The sequence below is a fragment of the Pirellulales bacterium genome (assembly GCA_035499655.1).
GTDB lineage: Bacteria > Planctomycetota > Planctomycetia > Pirellulales > JADZDJ01 > DATJYL01.
In genome coordinates this window covers 1-26,099 of sequence record DATJYL010000232.1, presented here as the reverse complement: position 1 = coordinate 26,099, position 26,099 = coordinate 1, and the positions used below count along the sequence as shown (strand labels likewise).

The window sequence follows — 26,099 nt, the reverse complement described above, 5'->3', positions numbered from 1 at the left end:
GGTCCGGCAAATCGCTGGTCCATTTACGGCGTCGATCCGCGATATAATCCCCCTCGCCCTCCGGGAGAGGGCTGGGGCGAGGGGACAACTCCGCCATCCGCCTATGCCAGCTTACCACGCGAGGCGTACACTGGTTACCCGGGCGATGGTTACACCATGCCCGCCTACGTGCCGCAGTACATGCGTGGGCCAGAAGCCAACAGTGGAACCGTGCCCGACGGCGGCGGAATGACCGACCCTTCCGTGCTGGAAAACACATGCCGTGTCGGGAACGATTGCGATGCCCCCGCCTGCCCCGCCCCGCTGCCGGTTGGCTCGTGCGGACCGTGGAAGCCACCGGGAATCAGTCCCGGCGCGCCGGGATGGCCGGAAGACGAATACATTTTCGACGGCGGCGACAGCGACGGCGCCGTAAAGGTCCGCCCCGACGGACAGTTAGAAGGGCTCGATTCGGAAGACACCATCGCCCATTACCAAACAATTGATGGCCGCACCGTTGTCAAGCCGAGTTGCCGGGTGTGCATCTATTCGCCGCGCTTTGCCGCCGTGCGACAGGTCACCCTGGCCTATGGCGATAACCAGCTCGTTCGTGCCGGCGGCGTCGATATGCCCATCGGACCGGTTCCGCAGCAGGAAGTGCAACCGGTTACCACCGCGCTTCAGCCGGTGCAGCCGGTGGGCGAAATTGGCCAGCGGGCCCCCGTCACATTCTTGGAACGCACGCCGCCGGTCGGCTTGATCGCCCAGACGGTGATTCGTGCGACGGTTGACCGATTGAAGCCATACGAAGATTTCGATTTAGTCCGCGCCGGCCTACTCATCGAGGCGGAAAAGCCATTCATCGCCAAGTCGATGGACGCCGCCATTGCCTGGACGACCGAGCAAGGCGTGCAGGTCGCCATCGAAGGCAAAAAAGCCATCGTATTGGAAGGCGACAAGCGCGCCCAAGCCACGTTCGGCATCGAGCCCCCTTCGCACCCCTGCTTGCGCATCTGCAAGCTGGCCTCGACCCACAGCGCCAAGCCAGGCGAAATCGTCGAGTTCACCATCCGCTTCGATAACGTGGGCGACCAAACCGTCGGCAACGTGAGCATTGTCGATAATCTGACCACGCGATTGGAACTGGTCGACGGCAGCGGCCAATGCAGCAAGGACGCTAAATTCTTCAGCGAGCCGAACAAAGAAGGCTCTCTCGTCCTGCACTGGGATATTGCCGAGCCGCTCAAGCCCGGCGAAGGCGGCATCGCCCGCTTCAAATGCATCGTGCGATAAAACCAACGACGTACGAGCAGCGCTGCGAACCACTCGCTTCTCTGCATGTCCTCACTGGCGTTGGTAGCGATGTGCCCCAAGAGTTACAATGCGCTGCGCGGTAACCCTGTCAATTTTCGCTCCCCTGCCCTGCCCTGCCCTATGCCCCATCCTTGGCTTTCTGCCCGTTCCGCCGCTTTCGATAGCTCCGGCATCCGCAAGGTGTTCGACCTGGCGGCCAAGATGACCGATCCGATCAATCTGTCCATCGGCCAGCCCGATTTTGATGTGCCCGAGGGCGCCCGGAAGGCCCTGGTTGCGGCCGTGAACAGCCGCAAAAACGGTTACTCGCAAACGCAGGGCATTGCACCGCTGTTGGAAAAGCTGCAAGCGCAGGTGGTGGCGGAGTTCAAACACACGAATCGAAAAGTGTTTGTCACCAGCGGCACCAGCGGCGGTTTGCTCTTGGCGATGATGGCGCTGGTGAATCCCGGCGATGAAGTGATTTTGTTTGATCCGTACTTTGTCACCTACGAGCCGCTCGTAAAATTGATGGGCGGCCGCGCCGTGCTGATCGACACGTATCCGAATTTTTCAATCGATTTGGATCGGGTGCGTGCCGCCATCACTTCCCGCACCAAAGCCATCCTCTTCAACAGCCCCGCCAATCCCACCGGCAAAGTAAATTCCCCGGCCGAAGTGAAAGGCCTAGCCAAACTTGCGGCCGAGCGCAACCTTGCGCTTATTAGCGACGAAATTTACAGCCGCTTCTACTACGACAATTCATTCGTTTCACCGGCCAAATTCAACGATCACACGATCGTCATCGACGGCTTTTCCAAGTCGTATGCCATGACCGGCTGGCGAGTCGGGTTTGCCCACGGGCCGGCTGCCGTGATCGACGAGATGATCAAGCTGCAGCAGTACACCTTCGTATGTGCTCCACAACCGGCGCAATGGGCTTGCGTGGCGGCGCTGGGGTTGAATATGCAATCGCACATCGACGCTTACCGCTTCAAGCGCGACATGCTCGTGCAAGGCCTGAGCGGTTTGTACGAAATCGCCCAGCCCGAAGGCGCCTTTTACGCCTTCCCCAAAGTGCCCCAAAGTTCCGGTGCAGCGACCGCCAGCGAATTTGTTGAACGGGCGATTGAAAATCAGTTGCTCGTCATTCCTGGCAAGATTTTCTCCAGCCGCGACACGCACTTCCGCATTTCTTACGCAGCGGAAAATTCCACGATCGAGCGCGGCATCGAAGTGCTGCGCAAGCTCGCTAAGCCGAAATGAGGGTGCAAGATTCCCATCCCCTCGGCAACCATTACCCTATGGGTTGAATCTCGCCGGGCCACAAGAGGTGGAATATGCACCATTCCTTATTTCAATCGTTTCAAACCGCCCTTCATTCCCATCGCTCCCCTAGCCGCGCTTGGTCTCGCCGGCAGTTTTTAGGCGGAGTTGCCGCCGGCGCAGCAGCTTTTTCCACATTCGGACTATCGTCCTTTTCAGCCCGCGGAGCGTTGGCCGAAGCCTTGCAAGTGACGCCGCGGCTGACCGAGGGCCCCTTTTATCCTGACAAGTTGCCGCTGGATACTGATAACGACCTGATTATCGTCAACGATTCGCTCACGCCCGCCATCGGCGAAATCACGCATTTAACGGGCCGCATTCTCAGCGCGGCAGGCGAGCCCATTCGCAATGCCTTTGTGGAACTCTGGCAGGTCGACAGCCACGGCATTTATTTGAATTCCCACGATCGTAACGAGGATAAGCGCGATAAAAACTTCCAGGGGTACGGGCGGTTTCTCACCGGCAGCGACGGCAGCTATTATTTCCGCACCATTAAGCCCGTGCATTACACCGGCCGCACGGCGCACATTCACTTCGGCATTAGCAAAAACGGCCAGCGGATTTACACCACGCAGTTGTTCATCAAAGGGAATCCGGAGAATGAGCGCGACGGCGTGTTCAACGGCATCCGCGATCAAAAAGCCAAAGACAGCGTGCTGGTCGATTTCAAGCCGATTCCGGATTCCAAAATCGGCGAGCTCTCCGCGAAGTTCGACATCGTGATGGGCCTGACGCCCGAAGATGCGAAAAAAGACGACGGCGACAAAATCAAAGGGGGCATCGGCAAATCGGAAATGCAGCAAGGCGGCGGCCGCGGATTTGGACCGGGTGGCCCCGGCGGCGGATTCGGTCCCGGCGGGCCTGGCGGCAGGCCCGGATTTGGCCCCGGCGGTGATTTCGGACCGCCTGGCGGCGGCCCTGGCGATGGTCCCCCGCCCGATTTCGGCCCCGGCTTTGGGCCGCCCCCGGAGCGATAAAGGTTTTCCGTGGCTCTCGCCTTACACAAACAATTTGCGAAGTGCCGCCAGTGTTTCGTTTAGTTTCGCTGTGGTCACGTGTGCGGCCGTGTAAATAATTGCCGATTGCTCTACAGTAAACAAGCGATTGGGCCGAATGTAGCTTCGCATCGCCAACTTCCCTGCGGTGAAGTCGCCTACTTCAATCGCGACCGAGAAAGCGTCAGAATGGGCTTGGCTTGTAATCTGGCACAGAATCAGATCATTGCCTGGCAAATTTACAACCACTAACGCCGGGCGACGCTTGCCTTGTTGCAGATTTGTCTGCGGAAATGGCAACACGACAACGTCGCCGGCTACAGGCTTGCCCACGCTGCGTCCTCTTCAGGAGTATCCCAATCACGGGCAAGTACATTTTGACTGGCCTGCAACCCGTCAAACCTTTGATCTTCTGACCTGGTCCTCAACAAGCGGACAAAACGATACACCTCCCGCTGCAATGACTCCGGCAAGGTATTAAGCTCGAGGTCAATAAGTTCGCGCGTGCTCATGGTGGTGCTCAAACCGTTGTTTAAGCGCTATTCTTTTTCTCTTCCACCAGCGGGAAAATGCGTTCCTGGCCGGCCACGTTATTTTCCGTGATCACGTACCGGGCGCCTTGGTTTTCCGGCAAATCGTACATCACGTCGAGCATCACTTCCTCGATGATCGAACGCAGTCCGCGGGCGCCGGTGTCTTTTTCCAGCGCTCGGTGAGCAATGGCCCTCAAGGCCGGCTCGGTAAAACTGAGATCGGCATTTTCCATGGAGAACAGTTTTTGGTATTGGCGGACTAACGCATTTTTCGGTTCGGTTAGCACGCGGACCAAAGCGGCTTCGTCCAGCGGCTTCAGCGCGGAGATTACCGGCAACCGGCCGACGAGTTCGGGGATCATGCCGAACTCGAGAATGTCGTCGCTGCAAACGCTGGTCAGCAGTTCGCCCAATTCTTTATCTTCGCGCACGCCGGCCGGTTGGCCGAAGCCGATGGTGCGCTTGCCCAACCGCTTGGCGATGATTTCGTCCAACCCAACGAACGTGCCGCCGCAGATGAACAAAATGTTGGTCGTGTCCATCTGAATGTATTGCTGTTCCGGATGCTTGCGGCCCCCCTGCGGCGGAACATTGGCCACCGTGCCTTCCAGCATCTTCAACAACGCCTGCTGCACCCCTTCGCCGCTGACATCGCGCGTGATGGAAACGTTGTGAGATGTCTTCCCGATTTTGTCGATTTCGTCGATGTACAAAATGCCGCGCTGGGCCGCCTCGATGTCGAAATCGGCCGCGTGCAGCAGCTTGAGCAGTAAATTTTCCACATCTTCGCCCACATAGCCGGCTTCCGTCAGCGTGGTGGCGTCGCCAATGGCGAAGGGAACGTGCAAAATTTTGGCCAGCGTGCGCGCGAGCAGCGTTTTGCCGGAGCCCGTCGGTCCCAGCAGCATGATGTTCGATTTATCGACCTCTACGTCGCTGGCTTCCGCGCCCAAAGTCAATCGCTTGTAATGACTGTGCACGGCCACGGCCAGCACTTTTTTCGCGTGTTCCTGGCCGATCACGTATTCGTCCAACTGCGTGACGATTTCGCGCGGACTGGGAATGCGCGTGAACAACTGCTTGGTGGCCCCGCGGCGCCGGCGTTCCTGATCGAGAATCGACTGGCACAGTTCGATGCACTCGCCGCAGATGTAAACATCGCCTGGTCCTTCGACCAGCGGTCCCACGTCACGGTAACTTTTGCGACAGAAGGAACAGAAAGCATTTTTTTTGGTGGTGCCGCCGCCGCTGCCGCCACTGCCGCCCGTGGAGGTTGGTCCCCCGCGCCGGCCAAGGTTGATGTCGCGCCCGTTAGGCATGCCTAATCCTTTCGAGTTCTCTTCACCCGCTGCACTCTGCATGCGAGTGAAGTTTTAATCATCGGAGTCGCTCGAGTGGCTTGAACTGGAAAGTTCGCAGTCGCGCCGGGGGCCATCCATGTCCACGCTCGAATTTTCTTCCTTATGCTTTGCGGTTACACAATTGATTTTGCAGAAATACTGTTTTATCTGACATTATTGCAATTCGTTGCCACAGTTACGATCCGCGTTACCCCGCCGCACGGCAACCCAGGCACGTGCGGTTTTACCGCGCTGCGTGTTGAAGCAGAGTAAATCGGCTTAACCCGGTTCGCTGTTATCGTTTAACTCTTGCTGGATTTTCTCCGCGAGGAGTGTTTTAATGTTTCGGAATTCCTCGTCGCTCAGCTTACCTTGCTCGTGCAGTTCGCGAAATTTGCTGAGTAGTTCGCTCACCGCTGGCCCTTCGTCGCCCTTACTACCGCGAAACCTTGACACGATCCAAGCGCCCAAAGCCGCAAGCACGGCCATAGCCGCAAATAACAAACCCGCCGTAATAAGTTTTTGGGCTGCGGGGTCTCCCATCGAAAACCTGCCGGCCTGCGTTCCCAGCTTGTCGCTTGGCGACCACACCACCTGTTCATTATGGATACTCCCCTTGAATCAGTCCAGGATGAAAAATCGGCAGCATTTCGCCAGTTGGCACGCTTGGGTTATGCTAGGAGAAAACCTGGGGAGCCTGAACAGGCGTCCCGGCGTTTCCAGAAGGCCCCCAAACCATGCCCTGTGTGACATTCAAAGAGGCTCCCCCTAACTGTGCGGCATAATGTAGTGGGCTGTTGTGCCACTTCCATTACCACCACGGTTCAAACTCAGATTCTTTCTGCTCCTGCCATGCCTCAAGCGAACGATTTGGATCGAATTCTCCGCTGCGGAATCGTGGCGGTGTTGCGTGCCCCCCGTGGCGAATTGCTGGCCGAAGTGGCCGAGGCTCTGCTGGCCGGCGGCGTCGAGGCCATTGAAGTCACCTTCACCGTTCCGCATGCCCTGCAGGTTATAGAGCAAGTGGCGGACCGTTTGGGCGACAAACTGGTATTGGGCGCCGGCACCGTGTTAGATGCCGAAACGGCCCGGGCCGCCATTTTGGCCGGGGCTCAATTTATCGTCTCTCCCACGTTGAATTTGCAAGTTGTTGAGCTCTGCCGCCGCTACAGCCGGGTGGTGATGCCGGGCGCTTTAACGCCGACCGAAATTCTTACCGCCTGGCAAGCTGGCGCTGATATCGTGAAAGTTTTTCCATCCGATCTTACAGGACCAGGTTATCTGAAGGCGGTGCTGGCCCCGCTGCCACAAGTCCGGCTGATGCCCACCGGCGGCGTCAATTTGCAGACCGCCGCCGATTTTCTCAAAGCCGGCGCGTGTGCCCTGGGCATTGGCAGTTCATTGGTGGATCCGCAGGCCGTTGCCAAGCGCGAATTTGCGAAGATCACCGACCTGGCCCGCAAGTACGTGGAAATTGTTCGACAAGTCCGCGGCGCATAAGGCCGGCGCCGTTGGACACCGTTCGCAATTGTAAACGATCAACGCGCTTGCGTTTTAGCATCGTGGATTCTGCTAGCGTTGCTTCCCAGCCTGCCAACCTTTCGTTTCGTGCATTGTGCGCATGGTCGTTTCAAGCCGCCTGCACGGCAAGGTCGATACCACCAGATAGACCCCGGAGTATCGTCATGCGCGCACGGCGGCTTGGCCCACAGATTTTGCACTTTGCGGCGTGCATGATTGCGCTCGTGCTTTCGCCGCCATCGTGGGCCGCAACGTCTTCCGCCGCCGATGGCTTACCGGAACCGCTGTGCTGGCGACAGCAAGCGTTTACCATTCCGTTCAAAGTGGCCGCCGCGGAATCGCCCGATCAGCAGCCCGCCGAAATCCGCCTCTATGTTTCCGTCAACAGCGGAGCGACGTGGGAACAGGCCCAAGCCGTTTCGCCGCAAGAACGCAGCTTTACGTTCCGCGCGCCCCATGACGGCGAATACTGGTTCCAAATTCGCACCGCCGACCGTCAGGGGCATGTTTCCCCCGAGGTCGGCGGCAGGCCCGAATTACGCGTGATTGTCGATACCTTGCCGCCGCGGCTCGATCTGACTGCCCTGCGCGGTGAGGCGGGCGAAGTCAAAGCCAGTTGGCAAGCGGTCGATCCGCTGCTCAACGCCGATAGTTTGAAAATCGAATACCAAACCGCCGCCGGAAGTTGGCGGCAGGTCGCGGTCGATCGGCCGTCGCCCGGGATAGACCGGAGCACATCGACCGGCACGCTCACTTGGTTTCCCACCGATGCGCCTGCTGGCAGCGTATCGGTGCGGGCCACCATCAGCGATCGGGCCGGAAACGAAACGCTTTCGCAAGCGCTGGCGGAACCCCCCGGCGCTTCTCTCAAGCACGAATTAACCGCCAGCAACAAAGCCATGCGGCCTCCGGATGCGGACCAGAATTGGATGTCGACGCCCAACGCCGGCTGGTCGGCCGGTGGCCCGCCGGCGAATCAGCAACTCAACGCAGCGCTTCCAGTGCGAAATTCCGCATCCGCACCCTCGAACTCCGGCCCGACAACCTATAACGCGCCACGATCGCCATCGGCCAATCAATTCGCCATGGGTAGCAGCGGAAATACTGCGTGGCCAGCCGATCGCTCCAGTGATTTGCCTTTGGGACGCAACCCAATTCCGGCCGACGATCTCACTGCTCGCCCGCAAAGTGCTTCGTCTGCGCCTTCGTATGCCGCCAATTCGCCCCCGGCCGATTATCAATCGCCGTATACCGGCAACCCCTCGCGCTACGGCGACATCGCCAGCCGGGCAGTGGAAAACGTAAACCCGCCCATCCGCAACCAAGTGCTGCCGGACAACAATTCATATCGAAACGACGTGAATTCTTATCGAAACGACATGCCCCCGACTGCCGCATATTCCAACAACCCGCAATCGGCCAGTCCATCGTTGTCGATTCCTTCATCGCCGACAAGCACCGGCCCGACGGATATCAATTCGTCAACTAAGGGTCTGCTCCCGCCCGGCGAGCGGCCCCGCATGGTGAATGCTCGCTCGTTCGATCTGGATTACGAAGTCGACGGCATCGGCCCCTCCGGCATCGCCAAGGTCGAGTTGTGGGGTACCCGCGATGGTGGCCGCACCTGGAACAGCTACGGGGTCGATGACGACAATCGCAGCCCCATCCGCGCCAACGTGGAGGGGGAAGGCTTGTACGGTTTCCGCATTGTTGTGCAAAGCGGTTCCGGCCTCGGCGGCCTGCCGCCACGCAGCGGCGATGCCCCCGATTTATGGGTGATGGTCGATTTAACCAAACCCGCCGTGCGGCTGCTCGATGCCACCGCCGGTGAAGGACCGCACAGTGGCGAATTGCTTATCCGCTGGGAAGCCAGCGATGCAGCTTTGGCGGCGCGCCCCGTGACGCTGCTGTTCAGCGATCGGCCGGGCGGCCAGTGGTCGATCATCGCCGCCGGACTGGAAAACACCGGCCAATATGCCTGGCGCCCCGATAGCCGGGTGCCCGACCGCATTTATCTGCGGATTGAAGCACGCGATGGAGCCGGCAATACGGGCGTGTTCGAGGCGGCCCAACCCGTCACCTTGGACCGCATCCGGCCCGAAGGCCGCATCCGCGGAGTCCGCCCCAGCGCCGATACCGCAACACGGCCCTCCTTCGGCGATTTCTCTCGGTAAATAATAAAGCTGGCCATGCCGGCCGATGGGCTTTGCCAGGCCGTCTCGTTATATTTGTGGCATGCCTGATGCCACCAGCGCCTTTGAATTTCTGGCTCGCGAAAAAACGCCGGCTGTGCCCCCCCTGTGCGTGTTGTTTGGCGACGAGCCGCTGCTGATGCGCGAATCGCTGGATCGCTTGCGGGCCGCTGTATTAACCGGCGACGATGGCGAATTATCGTTCACCGCGTTGGATGGCAACCAGGCCGAGTTGCGCGAAGTGCTCGACGAACTGGCCACGGTTTCGATGTTCGGCGGCGGGCGGCGGATGGTGGCGCTCGCCGGGGCCGACAAGTTCGTCAGCCAGCACCGCCAGGCGCTGGAAGATTACTGCCAACAGCCGCGGCCTTTATCAGTGCTGGTGTTGGAAGTTCAGTCTTGGCCGGCCAACACCCGCTTGTACAAACGTCTGGCGGAAAGCGGCTTGCAAGTGAACTGCAATTTGCCGGGCAATCGGTTTGGAGATATCGATGAAGAATCCGTCATAAAATGGCTGGCAGTCCGGGCGGAAAAGCAATATCAAGCGCATCTGGACCCTGAGGCTGCGGAATTACTACTGGAGATTGTCGGACCGCAATTGGGGCGTTTAGATCAGGAGTTGGCCAAGTTGTCGCTCCTGGCGGGAAGCGAAAAACATCGAAAAATCACCCGCCCATTGGTGCAGCACGCCGTGGGCGGCTGGCGGGCGAAAACCGCCTGGGCCATGATCGAGGCCGCCCTGGACGGACAGGCCGCAACGGCCCTGGTGGAGCTCGACCGCCTGCTGTTGGCCGGCGAAGAGCCGATTGCCTTGCTGGCCATGATGAGCGGTTCGCTCCGCCGGATGGCGGCCGCCACCCGGCTGGTCGAACACGCTGAGTTGCAACGCCGCCGCATTTCACTGCCCGAAGCGCTGCGCGAAGCCGGCGTAACGCCCAAAAAGTTCGTGCTCGATAAAACCGAACGGCAATTACGACAGATCGGCCGCGACCGCGCCAAGCACATCTATCGCTGGCTGCTGGAGGCCGATTTAGCGTTAAAAGGTTCCAGTTCTTCTGGCGATAAGCCCCGCCTGGTGCTGGAGCAACTGATTGTGCGGCTCTCGCGGATTCTTGCCCCCGCTTCGGCGGCTAGATTGAAACCCACACCCGTTTCCGTGCCTTAAGGGCATCTCCGGAATATCGTGCATGATCCGGCGTAGAACCACACGCAGGTTCGCTAAAGTTTCCCGCCCTGGCGCGAAAATCTGCCGCGCGTTTTGATTGACCCACCCATAAGTCTTGTGGCGATTTTTCCCGGCGTGTTGTTGGGCCGCAAAATCCAAAAGCGCCGTTTCAGAAGCGTCGATTTCCAATGACACCACGGACGGTTATGCGGGACGGATCCCCATACAGAAAGTTGGACGACAAGGCGCGTGTGCGCCGGCTGTTCGGCTCCAGGCCGCGATGTCATGGTGGCGCGCGGCGTTTTTATCAGGAACTTGTGAGGGATCGAAACCATGACTGCCTATCGTGCTTGGACTGCGATGGTGGGCGTGTTGTGCCTGTCGGGCACGGCACTGGCTCAAACTAATTATCTCGAGGCGAATGACCCCTACGGCGTGCGCCTGACCCGGCTGGATTACTCAACACAGCCTTCCTTAAATTATAGCGGGGCCTCGGGGGGCCAACCGGTCGTTGGCACCCCGGCCAGTGCCCGCATGCAGGCGCCGGCCACTGCTCCCCAAGCGCCTCCGGACAACACTTCCAGCAGCGGCGCTGCAGCGAGCTGCGACACTTGCAATTCTTGTGGCGGTAGTTACGAAAACGCCTTGCACAATTGCGGCTGGGGCGACGAATGTGGTTGCAACCTGCCTTCCTGCTGCTGCAACGATCATTGGTACGCTTATGCGGGTGGCCTGACCATGGGCCGCACGGTCGCGAATCGAAACTGGACCACCTACGATACGGCAAACAACGCGCATCAATTGCTCTACTTCCCTGGCGCGAATTGGGGCGGCGGCGTGGATACCCGCATCGGTTACTGGTTCGGCTGCGGCTGCTGCGGCGATCCGTGCAGTTGCTCAAATTCGTGCGGACCCACCGGTCGTTTCGGCGTTGAAGCCGATTACTGGGGCGTGTGGGGCATGAACGGCAACGCCTTGCTCACGAACAGCACCTTTTCGCTCGGCACGGTGCAGGACGACAGCGGGGTTTCCTTCGGCACGAATCCGGCCACTGATTGGTATGACAACCGGACCGGCAGTCCTGTGACGGCCGTGCGGCTGTCGCGCAACGACGACATCAATAACGTGGAAGTCAACTTCCTGTATATGCCTTGCTGCGAAGCGTGCAACCGCTTCCAGGTGACCGCTCTGGCCGGCATCCGCTACTTCAACTTCCGCGACAACTTGACCTGGGATCAGTTCACGGCGGTTCCGCCAGCAGGCAGCACCAGCGATGAGGCGATTATCAACGCCAACGTGACGAACAACTTGGTTGGTTTCCAGCTCGGTGCGTACTTAAACTACCAGATTTGCAGCCGCTGGAGCGTGTTTGCTGCTCCCAAGATTGGCATCTATGGCAATCACATCACGGGTTACAACGCGATGGCCTTGTCCGATGGCACGCAAGCGACGTTTGACGCCAACGGAGATGTCCTGCACTTCAACAACTCGGCGAATGTGTTTTCGATGTTGGGTTCGATCGACGTAGGTTTCAACTGGGCGTTTAGTTCCAATTGGAGCTTCATCGGTGGTTACCGTGTGGTAGGGGTCAGCGGCGTGGCCTTGGCCGACAACCAGATTCCGCAATTCTTTGCTGACGAGGCTGGCTGGAAGACCATCAAGACCAACGGCGACCTGATTGTGGATGGTGCGTTTGCAGGTCTGGAATGCCGGTTCTAAGCGGTAGGACGGGGGTTGTACTGAGTTCTTGAACGACAACTTTGATTTGCTATTTTGAGTTCCCATGCCTCGGCCGGGCTTGTCCCGGCCGAGGTTTTTTTATGCGCAATTCGAAACCCGCCACTTCGCGGTGAGCGGTTTCTCATTTTCTCCATCCTTCGCAGTTGCTTGACTGGGCACTTCAAGAGCATTAGATTGGCAGCCAGGCAGGCCCGATGCTTGCCGCAATTTACCCAGATTAAAGTTGTCGCTGGCGAGATCTCCTATGAAATCTAAGCATTTGTTTGCCGTGGCGACTGCCGCAACCATCGTCGCAGTCGGCGCGTCGGTTGGATGGGCCAATCAACTGCCGCCAGGGTCGGGCAGCGCTTCAAGTTCAATGGCGGCGCCCAGCAAAGCGACTGTCCCATCGGCGGCGGCTACAGCGCCAGCTTCGTCAATGGCGCCTTCATCCCCGGGGGCGCCGTCATCTCCCGGGGCGGCATCCTCGCAGGCGCCGGCTCCCTCGCAGCCCGGGCCATCACAGGCCCAACCGGCCGGTTCGTGCGGCGGCTGCCCTGCCCCACGCATGGTCGAGCGCACCATTTGCGTGCCGACGTTGGCCTGGGAAAAGCGAACGGTCCCCTGTGTTGAGTTCACCACGCAAGCACAGCAACAAACGGTCACCGTGATGCATGCTGTGCCGGAGAAAAAAACCGTCACGCGCCAATGTGTCGTGATGGTGCCCGAAACCCGCACTCGCACAGAGAGCTACGTGGTCTGCAAACCGGTTCCTTGCGATGGCTGCTCTAATTGCGGCTGTGGCGCCTGTAAATACGAGACCGAAACCAAACAGCGCGAAGTGCAATACACGGTCTGCGTGCCGCACACCAAGGAATACAGCTGCGACGTGACGGTGTGCAATTACGTGCCGGAGCAGCGCACTGTCACGGTCAATGTTTGCGTGCCGCACATGGCCCAAAAAGAAGTGGACGTGTGTGTCTGCCACATGGTGACCAAAAAAGTCATGGTTCCCGTCCCTACCTGCTGCTGTCCGCCTTGTGGCTGTGGACCATCCTGTTGCGGTTGCGGCTATGGTCCGTATGGCGGATGGGGATCAAGTTGCGGCTGGGGCTCAGGCTGCTGGTAAAGGATCAAGGGGCATGTCCAGCGAGTTGCGCGCTCTTGCGCGGCAGTTGGTATAAAATCCTCCCCTGCGCCGCCAGCAAGCTTACGCGGTAAGCTCGGGCTGCCCCTTATTTTTGCGCTGATATGCGTGCGCTAATAATTCAGCGACCTCGGCGTACATTTTGTCGGAGACAGGGCGGTTAATGTCGACTTCCTGGTCCAGCGACTGCGCCAGTATTTTCCGCGTTACCACCGGAATGTTGTGCTGCAAAGCCAATTGTTCGATCTGTCGGGCCACCGCTCCGGCCCCCTTGACCAGCACGATGGGCGCGCTCATGGTGGCAGGGTCGTATTGAATGGCGACAGCCAATTCGGCCTGGTTCGTGACGACCAGGTCCGCTTTGTGGACAGTCGCGGCAATCCCGCTCAGCGTCAATTGCCGATGCACTTGCCTCCGCCGGGCAACCACTTGCGGATTACCTTGCAAATTTTTCATTTCCTCGCGCATTTCTTGCGGAGTCATTCGCAGATCGCGCTCATATTTCCACCGCTGGTAGCCGTAATCAAAAATCGCCAGCACCAAAAGCGCCAGCGCTATTTTCAAGCTGGTCCAAATAATGATGTCAACCACGAAGGCGGCAATTTGCGGCACCTCCAGCGCGGCCACGCCCAAAATTTCGTCTCGACGGTGATACAAACTCCAAAACGCCACCAGCGACACCATCACCACTTTGAACAAACCCATCGACAACCGCACGGCGCTTGACAGCGAGAACAATCGTTGGAAGCCCGACAGCGGATTAATCCGCTGGATATCCGGCGATATTCGATTGGGCGCCCACAACAGGCCGGTTTGCAGCACATGCACCAGCACGGCCGCCATCAGCATGAAACCGAGGATGGGCGCCAACGATCGGCCCAGCTCCAGAAGTACGGCGTTGAAATGGCTGATCAAAAATCCGGAATCGACCTCCAGCCAGCTTTCCCCACCCAGTTGATGCCGCGCTAGCCGGGCGAAAAATTCGACGAGTTGCCCCCCCAACACCAGCAAAATCACCAAACCCGAAATCAACATTCCCGCGGATGCCAAATCGGCGCTTTGGGCAACCTGTCCTTCCTCGCGGGCCTGCTGGCGTCGACGCGGCGTAGGTTCTAGCGATTTGTCAAAACTGAAATCGGCCATGGGCAGCGGCTAGTGGTCGGGGCGTAGTGGTCGGTGGTCAGTGGTCAGTGGTCAGTGGGGGGGGTACAGCGTGAGAATTCAAGTTGCCGGTCGGAGCGAATCGACGATGGCTTGCACGGCCGGCTCCAATTGTTCTTGAAACAACCACGCAATGGCGCCGATCGAAACGGCAAGCACTGCAAAGCTAGCCAGCGCGTTCAACCCAAAGCCCACCGCCAAAACATTCAACTGCGGAAGCGTGCGGCTGATAAGGCCCAGTACGATCGTCGCCAACATCAGCGCTACGATAGCCGGGGCGGCGCCACGCACCGCCAGCGAAAAACTTTCCGCCAAGAGCGACGTCGTCAACGATCCCAGCGCAGGCGGAAGCATCACATGACCCACGGGCAGGAATCTATAGGTATCTAACAGCGCGCCGACGAGTAGTCGGTGCCCGCCAATGACGGCAAACACCGCCAGCGTAACCAGGTGCAACATATTGGCGATGGCCGGCACTTCGGCATCGAAGTCAGGATTGAAAACCTCGGCCAGCGACAGGCCGCTCATCTGGCTAATGATTTGCCCGGCCACTTGCACGCCGCTTAACAAAATTTTCACTCCCAGACCCAGCAATACGCCAACAAGCAGCTCGCCAGCCAGGGGCAGCGCGTAGAACGCCAAATTCGCCGGCATCGCCGGCGGCGCGGCCAACTGCACCGGTGTAATCATTAGGGCCAAGGCAAACGCCAACAAGCCGCGCACCTGCGCGGGCACTTGCTCAGAACCAAACAGGGGCGCTGTCATCACCAGCCCGCTGACGCGCGCCAACACAAACGTGAACACGATAAATGGCGTGGTATCAAGAGCCGGCATAAACTTAGAACGTCAATAATGAAGACGAGGGTATCGGTATCGACGCTGATTTCACAATGCGCGCGGAATATTTTCGATCAATTCCCGCGTGTAATCGACCATTTGCATCATGAGCCACGGCAACGTAAGGCTGAGCACTAAAATCATCGCAAACAGCTTGGGCACAAAAGCCACCGTTTGCTCCTGCACTTGAGTCAAGGCTTGAATCAGGCCCACCACTAAGCCCACGACCATGCCGACAATCAGCACCGGGGCGCTTATCCACAGTGCCAGCATCACTGCTTCGCGGGCCAGATTGATTGCGTCTTGGGATTCCATGGAAAGAACGTAGGTGACCGGGACCAGGATCGAAGGATGAGGTTGGATTTCTGCCGGCGGTTTAACCGGCGCTTTTCCGCCTAATTCACGTCAGGCATGAAAACTTTGCAGCAGCATTTCCGCCACCAAATGCCAGCCACCCACCAGCACAAACAGCAGCAGCTTAAACGGGGCTGAAATTAACACCGGTGGCAGCATCAACATGCCCATGCCAATGGTGACGCTGGCCACCACGAAATCGAGAATCACAAACGGCAGGTAAATTTGAAAGCCAATCAGGAACGCGGTTTTGAGTTCGCTGATCATGAAAGCCGGCAGCAGTGCGGCCAGAGGCACATCCGCGTAACTTTTGGGTTCGGTGGTGCTTTGGGGAAGATATTTATAAAACATCCACACGTCGGCGCTATTGCCGCACCGATCGATTTGCTTGCTCATAAAATCGCGGATCGGTTGCACGCCACGTTGCCAGGCATCTTCCATACTCAGGGTGTGGTTGGTATAGGGTACGATCCCTTCCTCGTAGGTTTGTTTCCACACGGGCCACATGATGATCAGGGTTAAAAACAACGATGCGGCGGTCAGCACCTGTGTGGGGGGCAATTGCTGGGTGCCCAAGGCCTGCCGCAATAAGCCCAGCACCACCAAAATCCGCACGAAGCAGGTGGTCATCAGCATGATCGCCGGCGCCAGGCTTAGCACTGTCATCAGCAGCATGATCTGCAGCGTGGACGAAAGCCCCTCCGGACTGGTCCACTTCTCCGGCCCGCCGGCCAGCGGCGAAGGAAGCTCGATTTTGGCCGCAGCGTTGGATTGATCGACGTTGCTAAATAATTTAGATTGCTCCTGCGCGGCACAGATGCAAACGGAGCCAGCCCACACCGCCAGCCCGATGAGTACGGGGACCAATTTGCTAACCATCGGCCACCTCCTGGGCAGACGCCGATGCGCGGCGGCTGTTGGGGAGGGAGGTTCCGCCAGCGACTTCCGATACCACGGCGGGCGATTTGTCGCGCACAAGCTGGCTGAAAATCTGTTTGAACGCCGCCGTGGCGCTGGACGATTGGGTTTGTGCGCACAGTCCGGCAAGGCGATCGATTTCCAGCGGATCGGTAATCTCACCGAGTGTGTCGACGCTGGTGGGAGAAACGCACACCAAAATCATTTTGTTTCCAAAGCGCAGCACGTGCATCTGCTGCCGCCCGGCCAAGGGAGTACGGCCCAGGATTTCGACCACTTCGGTGGGCAAGTGCCGGCCAGAACTGGGCAAGCTGCGACGCATGAACCAAGCAGCCACCAAAAACAAGCCGAGCACGACGGCCAAACTTACAATCACGCTGATAATGGCCCCCAACGGTCGCGGCCCAGCGCTGAATGTTTCTCCGCCCGCGTCTCGCGGCGGAGCAGGAAGCGGGATGGATGTTTCGCTGCCGGCAGCAATAAAACGCGAGGGTTCAGCTTCTTGATGTGTTGCTTGCCGAACCATGCCGGCGGGGGTTGGAGTGCCCTCACTGCGTGGCAAGCCGCTGGGAGCGCGTAAGACATTCGATTCGGATCCGCCGGAAAAATCATCCGCCCAAACCGGGAGATTTGCCAGCGGCCCAATCACGAAAAGCGCGCAGAACAAAGGGGTGAAAATTTTCCGCCCGCGCGCAGCAGGAGCGGCTGCGCGGAAGTCGCGGGCAAGCCAGTCGATCAATCGACGATCGGAGCACATCCCTGTGCCACCTTTGAGAAAATCGAATTTCAGTTCTCAAACATCCCGCAGCCAGCAATTTCAAGGCCCGGCAACGCAGTTTTACGCTGCGTGTAACATCGCTTCCTGAGTCACAAGTTCGGAAACACGGACGCAAAAATTTTCGTTCAAGATCAACACCTCGGCGCGGGCGATCAACCGACCGTTGACAAAAACATCGACCGGCTCCCCCTCCAATTTATCCAATCTGACTACCGAGCCCTGTGACAGCTTTAATACATCTTCCGCGTGCAGCCGAGTCCGTCCCAACTCAATGCGCAAGTCGAGCTCCACTTCGCGGTTGATATTCAGCGTGGCCGCGCTGGTGGTCGCCCCCGCGGAGGAAAAATCGGGCAGTTTCAACGGCTTGACCCCGGTGGGCAATTCGCTCGCTGTGGATGCGTGCATTGATGCCACGGCTGATTGCGCGTGAAGGAGCAAAGCGTCAATATCGCTCTGTGCCACGGCTGGGCTCATGGTCTACGTAACGTAGATTTTGAAAACGAAACCGCTGCCACAGACTTCCCACAACAGCCGATTCGCCTAATAGGGGGCGATGGTTTTCGTCAAAATCGGCGGTTTAAGCAACCCCAACCCGGCGTCGACGAAGCCGCCAATTGGGGCTTTGGCAGCGTGGCAAGCACAGGATGGAGAATCGGGGCTTATGCCCTTTGGGCAACTTCTCCAGCTTAGCCGCATCGTCTTCTTTGAATTTGGTTTATTTAATGCAGTGGAGAGATCGATGACTCTTCTTTACCGGAGGCAGCGACTTGGATGGCTGCCGCATCGAGCTCCTTGATTTCACGGCGATTTTCCAGCTGCTGATGCTTCATAGCTTGTTGCTCTTGCAGCTTTTCCAGGGTTTTGACTTCGCGGTCGGCTTCTAGCAGCGACCGTCGAAGCCGCTCAACTTCCAATTGTACTGCCTGACGTTGCACCTCGGCGGCCTGTCGTTGCGTCTGAAGAACATGCTCGTATCGGCCCGCATCGAGCAATTGATCGACGTTGATCATTCCCGGCTGACGGGCAGCCAGAGCATGCCGGCGCAAATCGGCCAATCTATCGTCTAATTTTGTAATTTGATCCACGAGAATTTCTTCGTCGTGCTGGGCGGCGGATAATTGCAGGCGGCGTTCGTCGCGCACATTTTCGCGCATTCGCAACAGCGTCAATAATCGGAAATGGTACGGGGGCATTCTTGTGTCGCTGCTTTATGCGGGGCGCCGCTTAGCCGACTTCCCCTAAACTTGCGCTGTGTGCTCGCTGCTGTAACTCGATAAGCTCCTGCCGCGCCGATTCCAGCGTGTCCGGCTCGTCGACTCGTTGCCGCAAGTACTGATTGATCTCGTCCAATACGGCGATGGCCAAATCGACTTGTCGATTGGCGCCTTTGCGATAGGCGCCGATGGAAATTAAATCTTCATGGTCGCGGTAGACGGCCAGCAATTCGCGGACGGTCTGAGCAGCTTCCAAATGCGTAGATGAGGTAATGTCGGGCATCAAGCGGCTAATGCTCTCCAGCACGTCGATCGCGGGCCAATGGGCGCGGGAGGCCAATTTCCGCGACAGCCAGGTATGACCGTCGAGCAGGCCGCGCACTGCGTCGCTGATAGGTTCTTGGGGATCATCCCCTTCGACAAGCACGCTGTAGAACGCCGTAATGCTGCCCAGCGACGCCTGCCCTGCCCTTTCCAACAATTGCGGCAACATCGTGAACACACTGGGGGGATAACCGCGGGTCGTGGGGGGCTCGCCGGCCGCCAAACCGATTTCACGCTGCGCCATGGCGAACCGCGTGAGCGAATCCATGAGCAGGAGCACATTCCGTCCCAAATCGCGAAAATATTCGGCAATTGCCGTGGCGGCCTGCGCGGCCTGGACGCGGCGCAGGGCCGGTTCATCGCTGGTGGCCACCACCACCACGCTGCGCGACAGACCCTCCGGACCCAAATCGCGCTCTATGAATTCGTTCACCTCTCGTCCACGTTCGCCGATCAGCGCAATCACGTTTACATCGGCCGAGGTGTAGCGTGCCATCATTCCCAGCAACACGCTTTTGCCGATTCCGGACCCGGCAAAGATGCCCATCCGCTGTCCCTGGCCGCAAGTGAGCAAGCCATCCAGCGCGCGAATCCCCGTGGACAATGGCTGGCGAATGCGTGGCCGCTGGATTGCGGCAGGCGGTCGACCATTCAACTGCGTCCGGTCAGCCAGGGCGGGCTGTGGACGACCGTCAATCGCTCGCCCTTGAGCATCCATGACGCGTCCCAAAAGTTCCGGCCCGACACGCAACCAGCGAAATGTGTGCTGCAGACGCACCCGGTTCCCACGCCGCACCCCCTGCAAGTTTTCGTGCGGGTAAAGCAGAGTCAGGTCGTCACGAAAGCCGATGACTTCAGCCCGCGCGGGTTTGCCAATTTCCCGCTCGATTTCCACCAGCGCGCCGACCGGGGCGGGAAAATCGGCCACGGCGGCCGTCATGCCGACAATCCGCACCACGCTGCCCGTCAGCGAAGTGGTCATGATGGAATCGAGCTGATCGGATAAATCGAGCATGGATGATGGTTGGTCGTGAATGATGGGTTGCCGAGGTGGGTCGTAAAGTTGGCGCGGCCGATACGTTGACCATTCCGGCACATCACTCACTCGTTGGTTCTTCGTCCGTGCCGGTCAGTTCGGCGATGATGCGTTCCAGTTGAGATTCAATTTGTTGGTCGATCATTCCTTGAGTTGTTTCCACGCGGCAACCGCCGACAGAAACGGTCATATCGGGCACAATTTCCGCTTCGGCAGTCCGCGAGATTTCCTTCGTGAGCCGGTCGATTTGTCCGCTGAGGGCGTCGAAATCGTCCGGGTGCAGCGAGATTTTTATGTGCGGCGAGCCGGCCGCCAACTCCAACGCCTCGCGCACCAAATCGACCGTAATTTGTGGCGTTTGAGACAGCTCGCGGCGGATGACTCGCTGGGCGATCTTCGCCGCCAATTGCACGGCCGTTTGTTCCCAATGCCGCAGCCACGCTTGCCGAGCGTCGCTCAATTCGTTGACGACCTTTTGCAGCGCAGGCTCCAACGATTCCAATTTCTGGGCCACTTTTTCATTGAGCATTTGTTCCGCCGCCCGAGCAGCAGCTTGACGGCCCTGCTGTTCCGCGCGGCGGATGACGTCTTCGGCCTGCTTTTGGGCATCGGCGATCATCGCAGCCGCCTGCAGCTGGACGCCTTCGACGAATCGATTGGCTTGCTGCGAAACGTCTTCAAAATGGAAGCCGTTCGGCGAACCCTGGCGTGCGCCAACATGTGATTTGATGACACTGGCCATGAATGGCAAAGCTTGGAGAGGGTTACGAGTGTTGAATTCTGAGTCGAGTTTGCTCTGGTCTTCCTGCGCGGCACCCAATTATGCGGTCGCCGTGAGGTGCGACGCTTCTAAACCCGACAAATGTCCTTGGGCGTACAAGTGCCCGGCGAGCTCGGCAATCGCGGCTTGTGCCCGGTCAAAATCTATTATTCGCAGTGGGCCCAACTGCTCCAGACCGTGCGAAATGGAATCGGCTTCCTCAGGCCGCAGTTCCTGCAAAAGCGGTTCGACAATTTCCGCCGGCGCTCCGGCCAGCGCCAGGACCGCACAACGCCGGTCGGCAGCCCGCACCACACGCACGAAAGCTTCCATCGGGAAATCGCAGACTTGTTCAAACGTGAAGTCACGCGGCGGCGACGGCGGCGGCGTTAGCTTGTGTGCCAACGGGCGATCATGAGCGGCCAAATTGTTCAGAATCTGACGTCGGGCACTTCCTTCCGAAGCGTTCAAAATCGCCGATACCGCGGCCATGCCCGCCATCCGCCGTCGGGTTGGCTGCCGCTGGCGCAGCCCTGACTCGACGGCACGTTCCACGTCGCGCAGCACATGCGGATCGGTTTCTTCCAAATCGACTAATCGCCGGATGACGTCCGTTTGCAACGTGGCCGGCAAGCGGGCCAGAATATGGCCCGCTCTCTCGTGCGGCAAATGCGCCAACACCAAGGCGATGGCCTGCGGGTGCTCTCGTTCCAATACCGGAACCAGCGTTTCAGGTTCGGCGTCTTGCAGAAAGTCGAAGAAACGTTCGCCCGCTGGATGCGCCGTGGGTTGCAAGCTGGAAAGGCTGTCGCTCAAGCTTTCGGAATGGCCCAGCGATGGAGAGTGTTCCGATAGGTACTCGTCCAGGGAATCGGGCAGCCGGCGGGAATGCTCTGGGGAGTGCAAATGCTGATGCGGTGCGTTGATGTCGCTTGATTCCGGCGCCATGGGCCCGATCCGGAAGAACTCGTCGATCACCGCCTGCTGCTCGCGGGGATCCAGCTCGTCCAGGCCCAGCAATTCGGCCCGCACTGCATCCGCCTGTTCCTCGGGCATTTGTGAGAGGAGCAGATCGGCGGTGTCGGCATCCAACGATGCCAGCAGCACGGCGGCTTTATGGAGCGCTGGATCCTGATTCATCATATTACGTCTGTTGAGCCCTCACCCTGAGGAGCAATGTGCGAATGTGTCAGTTCGCCGATCCAATCCAATTGCGGAGGATGTTGGCGGCGGCGTCGGGGTCCTGGCGGACAATTTCAACCAGTTCGTCCCGCAGCGACGGGTCGTTTTTTGTTCGACGGGGGCGCAGCCGCAGCGCGGGGACCGATTGCGGCGGCGCTGCTCCGGAAAATTTATGGGCGGCCGTGGAGTCCGTCCCGGCGGCCAACGCTTGCCGCCCCTCATCCACCGTCGCCGCCGACACGCTGCGGACGATCGAACGCACCATCAACAAGCTGATGATTCCCAACAATCCCAGGCCCACGGCGCTGGCGTGGTCGCACAGCCACACCAAGGCCTGATCGGTCGTGCTGGGTTTTTCGATTTCGGGCTGCGGCATGCTGGTAAACGAGGTGACGGTCACCGGATCGGTATTGGCATCTTCCGGCGGGGGTAAAATGCCCATCACGCTTTTTTTAATGTTGGCATTGACCTCGGTTTCAATTTGGTCCAGTGCAGTGCTGTCTGGCTTTTTTGGCGGCGATCCGGCGGGCGACGGATTGCGTTGCTGCCACACCTCCTCGTAATAACTGCTGGGCACTCCGACCGAAACGCTCACTCGCTTCGGCGTGAGTCCGGCAAACCGCACTTGCCGCGATTCGTTGCTGATCATGTTGCGTTGGGGGCGCACACTCAATGCGTCTGTGTCATGAGCGCTGTTGCCCCCCGATTCCGCAATTGCCGATGCAGTGAGTTTGCCACCTTGGTTGGCCATTCCGGGCTGGCCGCTGGGGCACAAGATGTTGGAGCCGATGCTGTTTTTCAATTCGGAATCGTCGTCAGGCGTGGCCTTGGGGTCAACCTTGTTGCAGGTTTGCGCTTCTTCCAGTTCCGGGTGCAACTCGACGTCGACGGTGACAACGGCGCCTTTGACAAAACTCAATAATCCCTGACGGATGCTTTCGGTGTACTTCCGTTCGTATTCCATCTTCGTATTCAGATACCGATCCTGAGTTACGTCGCCGCCGCTCCCCGCTTCTCCGCCCGGATAGGCGTGGCCGTTGACATCGACAACCGCGATGCTTTCCGGCGCAGCGCCGATAGCCGGCCCCACGGCCTGACGGATCATTTGCACTTGTTCCGAGTTTAGCGTTTGGGTGCCGACCGGTTTCACCGTCACGCTGGCCGTCACCAACTTTTTGGAGTTGAATGTTTGCGGTGTCTCGACGTTGTACAATACCTCGGCCCGCTCGATTCCGTTCATCTGACCGATAATCTTGGAGAGCTCGTCCTGGAGCGCAACTTTAATCATCTCCTCGCGCTTTTTGCGATCGACGAAGGGGCCGCCGCTGTCGAGCGAATTTTTCAGCGAGTCCAGAAAATTGTGCGGCAAAGCGCCGGCGTCCGCCAAAGCGGCCATATACACGGCTTGTTTGCCCTGCGAAACACGAATGCGGTTGGCGTCCACTTCGTAATCGGTAAGGTTCTTTTTGCCGAACGCCGCTTCCATGGCTGGCAATTGGCTGGATATGACCGGATCGCCGCCGAACAAATAACCGTCCATCCCGGACATTTGATGGTTGATCAAATAACCCATGCTGATCGCGGCGACCAGCAATAGAAGCCCGGCTGTGATGCGACCGGCCGGCGTCATCGAGCGTATTAAATCGTTCAGTTGGGCGAGGGCTTTATGAAGAAACTCCACAATCGTGCATCCTTGCTGTAGTGGTTATTTTTTCAATCCGCGTGTTTTGGAAGTCGGCACTGATTCACGCGGCTGCTTTCAAAGCGCGCTGCTGCTGTTTCACGGGAATGCGGAGCGTAAAGGCGGCGCCCCCTTCCGGGCAATTGCGCGCGGTAAGGTCGCCGCCGTGAACTTCGGCAATGTAGGAAACGATGGCCAAACCCAAGCCTGTGCCGTTGCTCTTGGTCGTGAAAAACGGCTCCGCCATGTGATGGCGAACCTCGTCGGAAAGTCCCGGCCCGCTGTCGGCAATTTCCAATTCAAAACCTTGCGGTCCACTGTAGGAAGTAATGACCAACGTTCCGCTCTCGGGCATGGCATCCAAGGCATTGCGTGTTAAATTCAAAACGCAACGGCGCAGCATGTCGTAATCGGCGAACACGTAATGAACCGGGGGTACGTCCAATTCCACAACAATGTGCTGGGCCTGCAATGGTGATGAAAATGACTGGAGCACTTCTTCAATAAGTTGTCGCAATGCCACAGGGCGGCGCATCGGATTGCAATCCGTGGTGAAGTGCAACAGATCGTTCACCGTGGCATCCCGCGAGGTAAAGCTGGCGGCCAGCTTATCGAGCAATTCGCAATTCATGGTATCCTCCGAAAAGCGTCGACGCAGTAGACTTTTTCACAGCGATAGCGGAATTGGATTGGGTTAGGCCGGCGATAAATTCACAATGCTCCCTGCGATTGAACCCGCGGTACCGATGGGCCTTCCGTGACTGACGATGCAACGGTTCAGTGCAAGGTTGAATATGACTCTACCAGCCGCATCCTGCGACGGTTTGCGATATGGATCCAACGACAGCCTAAGCAGAACCGCCGACGGTACCGTCGCGCAAGCGCGACCACGCTCAGGCGTTCTGAAAATCAGGATGCCGCGGATGACGATCTGATGAAGAGGAGAAAATCGGGCGGGTTTGTACTGAATTTCGCCCAGCGCTGTCAATCCACGTTGATCACACGGCACGCAGTAAGTGCAAGCGACGACCCATCCGTGAAATAATCAGCGCCCGCTAGCAGCGGTAATGGCTGGCGGCAGACCCGCCTACTCCAGGATAATTGGATTCAACCCACGCCGGTTTGGCGCGGCGGTACGGCGTTGGGCACAGCGGTTTGGCCGACAATTTGCTCCATCATCCAGCGATCCACATCCGCTAGCATGTGTTCGGACAGCGAGCCATCGCCCGGGTATTCGCGCAGCGTAATCGACATGCCGGCAGCGTGAAACAGCCGTAGATTATCGCACACCTGCGAAGTGGGGTAGTAACTTCCGTTCCGGCAGGCAGCCACATAAAAGGGAAGTTGCCGAACGGTATTCAGTTTTGCCAGCGGAGCCCCCTCGGTGGGAAACGGCCCACACAGCGAGAGCACCGCGGCAAAGCGCTCGGCCTGCGCGGTGGCAATTCGAAATGCCATGGTGCCGCCCGATTCGTAACCCGCCAGAAAAATCCGATCGCGCCGAATGTGGAACCGCGTTTCGGCTTCGGCTATGGCGGCGCGAACGCTTTGTTCGGCCAAAGAGGTATGGTGCGGCGTTTGCTGCCAGTGATATCCGTGCTGTCGCCCGGTTCGGCCTAATCCTCCCACCGTTCCACGCGGCGCCACGGCCACATAATTCCGCATGCTGACCAGCGGCATAATTCGACGCAATTGTCGCTCGCTATCTCCCCCGCCGTGCAGCCAAACTAACAGCGGGTAGGCGTAATTCTGTTCGTAATGCAGCGGAGCAAAAAAAGCGTAGGGATGATCTTCCGATGCTGCCCGATAAGTGCCCGCCGAGCAAAATTCGGCGGTCGATTCAAACCCTGGCCAAGCCGATAAAGTTGATGCTTGTAAGCGATTCATCTTTCAATATTGCCGCGCCTCGTGCTGGCGTGAAAAAATTCGAGGTTGGAAGGAGGGATTTCTACAAAACGACAATTCTTCAGCTAAGCAAACCATGCGATGCGGACTGTAAGACACCCGGCGGAAATGTGTCAACACCAATGCGGCGCTGGGCGCTCAACGGTCAAAGGGAACAAAAACAGTCAAGGGCAATTCGGCTCCAGCGATCGATAAATGTTGAGTTTACCCGCGGCTGAGCCTCTTCTTTTCCACCCACGATCTTCCGCCTTCCGCCTTGCAAATCACCCCGTCAATCCCGCCATGACTTTCGTCAACTCCTTGACTGCTTGCACGCTTTTTTGGAAATCGGCTTGCTCCTGGGCGGTAAGCTTCAGCTCGATCACCTTTTCGACGCCGCCGGCGCCCAAAATCACCGGCACGCCGACGAAATAACCACCCACCCCATATTGCTTGTCGCAATAGGCAGCGCAGGGGATCAGCCGTTTTTTGTCACGCACAATCGCTTCAACCATTTGCGCCGTCGCGGCCGCCGGAGCATAGTACGCGCTGCCGGTTTTCAACAGGCCCACAATTTCCGCTCCGCCATTGCGAGTGCGCTGCACGATTTCTTCCAGGCGCTTCGCCTCGATCAACTGCGTCACCGGAATTCCGCCCACCGAAGTGCAACTGGGCATCGGCACCATGGTATCGCCGTGTCCGCCCATCAGCAGCGCGGAAATATCTTCCACGCTCACGCCCAATTCCATCGACAGGAAAG

The 26,099-nt window shown here is 58.5% G+C and carries 26 protein-coding genes; 8 read left to right on the top strand and 18 right to left on the bottom strand.

Features of this window, described 5'->3' with window-relative positions; all coding sequences use genetic code 11:
* The 3 genes from VMJ32_18255 to VMJ32_18245 all read left to right on the top strand — a co-directional run.
* Positions 1–1,272, top strand: a 1,272-nt coding sequence (locus VMJ32_18255) for a hypothetical protein (GenBank protein ID HTQ40964.1), incomplete at its 5' end; no start/stop codon positions are given.
* Between the two features lie 141 nt (positions 1,273–1,413).
* Positions 1,414–2,538, top strand: a complete 1,125-nt coding sequence (locus VMJ32_18250; GenBank protein HTQ40963.1) for an aminotransferase class I/II-fold pyridoxal phosphate-dependent enzyme — start codon at positions 1,414–1,416, stop codon at positions 2,536–2,538.
* A 74-nt stretch (positions 2,539–2,612) separates the two neighbouring features.
* A complete protein-coding gene (locus tag VMJ32_18245) occupies positions 2,613–3,575 on the top strand; it encodes a protocatechuate 3,4-dioxygenase (protein HTQ40962.1) in 963 nt (320 codons plus the stop codon).
* Positions 3,576–3,596: 21 nt separating this feature from the next.
* Here VMJ32_18245 and VMJ32_18240 read toward each other — a convergent pair whose 3' ends face one another.
* From VMJ32_18240 to VMJ32_18230, 3 genes are all read right to left on the bottom strand, one after another.
* Entirely contained in the window at positions 3,597–3,926 is a 330-nt protein-coding gene (locus tag VMJ32_18240) for a type II toxin-antitoxin system PemK/MazF family toxin (GenBank protein ID HTQ40961.1), read from the bottom strand.
* A gap of 199 nt (positions 3,927–4,125) precedes the next feature.
* Complete coding sequence (clpX, locus tag VMJ32_18235; protein HTQ40960.1) at positions 4,126–5,445, bottom strand: ATP-dependent Clp protease ATP-binding subunit ClpX; 1,320 nt, start codon at positions 5,443–5,445, stop codon at positions 4,126–4,128.
* 300 nt (positions 5,446–5,745) lie between these two features.
* On the bottom strand, positions 5,746–6,060 hold the full coding sequence (locus VMJ32_18230) for a hypothetical protein (protein HTQ40959.1): 315 nt from the start codon (positions 6,058–6,060) through the stop codon (positions 5,746–5,748).
* Positions 6,061–6,318: 258 nt separating this feature from the next.
* Between VMJ32_18230 and eda the strand changes: the two genes are divergently transcribed.
* From eda to VMJ32_18210, 4 genes are all read left to right on the top strand, one after another.
* The gene (gene eda / locus VMJ32_18225; GenBank protein ID HTQ40958.1) at positions 6,319–6,966 is read left to right on the top strand and encodes a bifunctional 4-hydroxy-2-oxoglutarate aldolase/2-dehydro-3-deoxy-phosphogluconate aldolase; all 648 of its coding nucleotides are present in this window, start codon (positions 6,319–6,321) and stop codon (positions 6,964–6,966) included.
* 185 nt (positions 6,967–7,151) lie between these two features.
* Positions 7,152–9,161 carry a hypothetical protein gene (locus tag VMJ32_18220; GenBank protein HTQ40957.1) on the top strand — a complete coding sequence of 670 codons (2,010 nt, stop codon included), beginning with the start codon at positions 7,152–7,154 and terminating at the stop codon, positions 9,159–9,161.
* A gap of 61 nt (positions 9,162–9,222) precedes the next feature.
* Entirely contained in the window at positions 9,223–10,344 is a 1,122-nt protein-coding gene (gene holA, locus VMJ32_18215) for a DNA polymerase III subunit delta (GenBank protein HTQ40956.1), read from the top strand.
* A 333-nt stretch (positions 10,345–10,677) separates the two neighbouring features.
* Positions 10,678–12,063, top strand: a complete 1,386-nt coding sequence (locus VMJ32_18210; GenBank protein ID HTQ40955.1) for a BBP7 family outer membrane beta-barrel protein — start codon at positions 10,678–10,680, stop codon at positions 12,061–12,063.
* 342 nt (positions 12,064–12,405) lie between these two features.
* On the opposite strand, the gene VMJ32_18205 is transcribed toward VMJ32_18210, so the two are convergent.
* Positions 12,406–12,648: a hypothetical protein gene (locus tag VMJ32_18205; GenBank protein HTQ40954.1), complete on the bottom strand. Its 243-nt coding sequence runs from the start codon at positions 12,646–12,648 to the stop codon at positions 12,406–12,408.
* Between VMJ32_18205 and VMJ32_18200 the strand changes: the two genes are divergently transcribed.
* A complete protein-coding gene (locus tag VMJ32_18200; GenBank protein HTQ40953.1) occupies positions 12,632–13,192 on the top strand; it encodes a hypothetical protein in 561 nt (186 codons plus the stop codon). The two genes, VMJ32_18205 and VMJ32_18200, sit on opposite strands and share 17 nt — an antisense overlap.
* Positions 13,193–13,273: 81 nt before the next feature.
* On the opposite strand, the gene VMJ32_18195 is transcribed toward VMJ32_18200, so the two are convergent.
* From VMJ32_18195 to VMJ32_18130, 14 genes are all read right to left on the bottom strand, one after another.
* Positions 13,274–14,353, bottom strand: a complete 1,080-nt coding sequence (locus tag VMJ32_18195; GenBank protein HTQ40952.1) for an EscU/YscU/HrcU family type III secretion system export apparatus switch protein — start codon at positions 14,351–14,353, stop codon at positions 13,274–13,276.
* A 78-nt stretch (positions 14,354–14,431) separates the two neighbouring features.
* Complete coding sequence (locus tag VMJ32_18190) at positions 14,432–15,205, bottom strand: flagellar biosynthetic protein FliR (protein ID HTQ40951.1); 774 nt, start codon at positions 15,203–15,205, stop codon at positions 14,432–14,434.
* A gap of 51 nt (positions 15,206–15,256) precedes the next feature.
* Positions 15,257–15,523: a flagellar biosynthesis protein FliQ gene (fliQ, locus tag VMJ32_18185; protein ID HTQ40950.1), complete on the bottom strand. Its 267-nt coding sequence runs from the start codon at positions 15,521–15,523 to the stop codon at positions 15,257–15,259.
* Positions 15,524–15,613: 90 nt separating this feature from the next.
* Positions 15,614–16,441, bottom strand: a complete 828-nt coding sequence (fliP, locus tag VMJ32_18180; GenBank protein HTQ40949.1) for a flagellar type III secretion system pore protein FliP — start codon at positions 16,439–16,441, stop codon at positions 15,614–15,616.
* On the bottom strand, positions 16,434–17,006 hold the full coding sequence (locus VMJ32_18175) for a flagellar biosynthetic protein FliO (GenBank protein HTQ40948.1): 573 nt from the start codon (positions 17,004–17,006) through the stop codon (positions 16,434–16,436). The genes fliP and VMJ32_18175 overlap by 8 nt, the downstream gene beginning before the upstream one ends.
* Before the next feature lie 312 nt (positions 17,007–17,318).
* Positions 17,319–17,663: a flagellar motor switch protein FliN gene (gene fliN, locus VMJ32_18170; GenBank protein ID HTQ40947.1), complete on the bottom strand. Its 345-nt coding sequence runs from the start codon at positions 17,661–17,663 to the stop codon at positions 17,319–17,321.
* A 314-nt stretch (positions 17,664–17,977) separates the two neighbouring features.
* Entirely contained in the window at positions 17,978–18,451 is a 474-nt protein-coding gene (gene fliJ, locus VMJ32_18165; protein HTQ40946.1) for a flagellar export protein FliJ, read from the bottom strand.
* 31 nt (positions 18,452–18,482) lie between these two features.
* The gene (locus VMJ32_18160; protein HTQ40945.1) at positions 18,483–19,901 is read right to left on the bottom strand and encodes a FliI/YscN family ATPase; all 1,419 of its coding nucleotides are present in this window, start codon (positions 19,899–19,901) and stop codon (positions 18,483–18,485) included.
* Positions 19,894–20,574: a FliH/SctL family protein gene (locus VMJ32_18155; GenBank protein HTQ40944.1), complete on the bottom strand. Its 681-nt coding sequence runs from the start codon at positions 20,572–20,574 to the stop codon at positions 19,894–19,896. Before VMJ32_18155 ends, VMJ32_18160 begins: the two co-directional genes overlap by 8 nt.
* 78 nt (positions 20,575–20,652) lie before the next feature.
* Positions 20,653–21,732: a FliG C-terminal domain-containing protein gene (locus VMJ32_18150; protein HTQ40943.1), complete on the bottom strand. Its 1,080-nt coding sequence runs from the start codon at positions 21,730–21,732 to the stop codon at positions 20,653–20,655.
* Positions 21,733–21,781: 49 nt separating this feature from the next.
* Entirely contained in the window at positions 21,782–23,455 is a 1,674-nt protein-coding gene (locus VMJ32_18145; GenBank protein ID HTQ40942.1) for a hypothetical protein, read from the bottom strand.
* A 64-nt stretch (positions 23,456–23,519) separates the two neighbouring features.
* Positions 23,520–24,086 (bottom strand): HAMP domain-containing sensor histidine kinase, encoded by a 567-nt coding sequence (locus tag VMJ32_18140; GenBank protein ID HTQ40941.1) that lies wholly within the window; start codon positions 24,084–24,086, stop codon positions 23,520–23,522.
* Between the two features lie 476 nt (positions 24,087–24,562).
* Positions 24,563–25,342, bottom strand: coding sequence for a hypothetical protein (locus VMJ32_18135; GenBank protein HTQ40940.1), 780 nt, complete (start codon positions 25,340–25,342; stop codon positions 24,563–24,565).
* Positions 25,343–25,623: 281 nt separating this feature from the next.
* Positions 25,624–26,099, bottom strand: a 476-nt coding sequence (locus tag VMJ32_18130; GenBank protein HTQ40939.1) for a malate dehydrogenase, incomplete at its 5' end; no start/stop codon positions are given.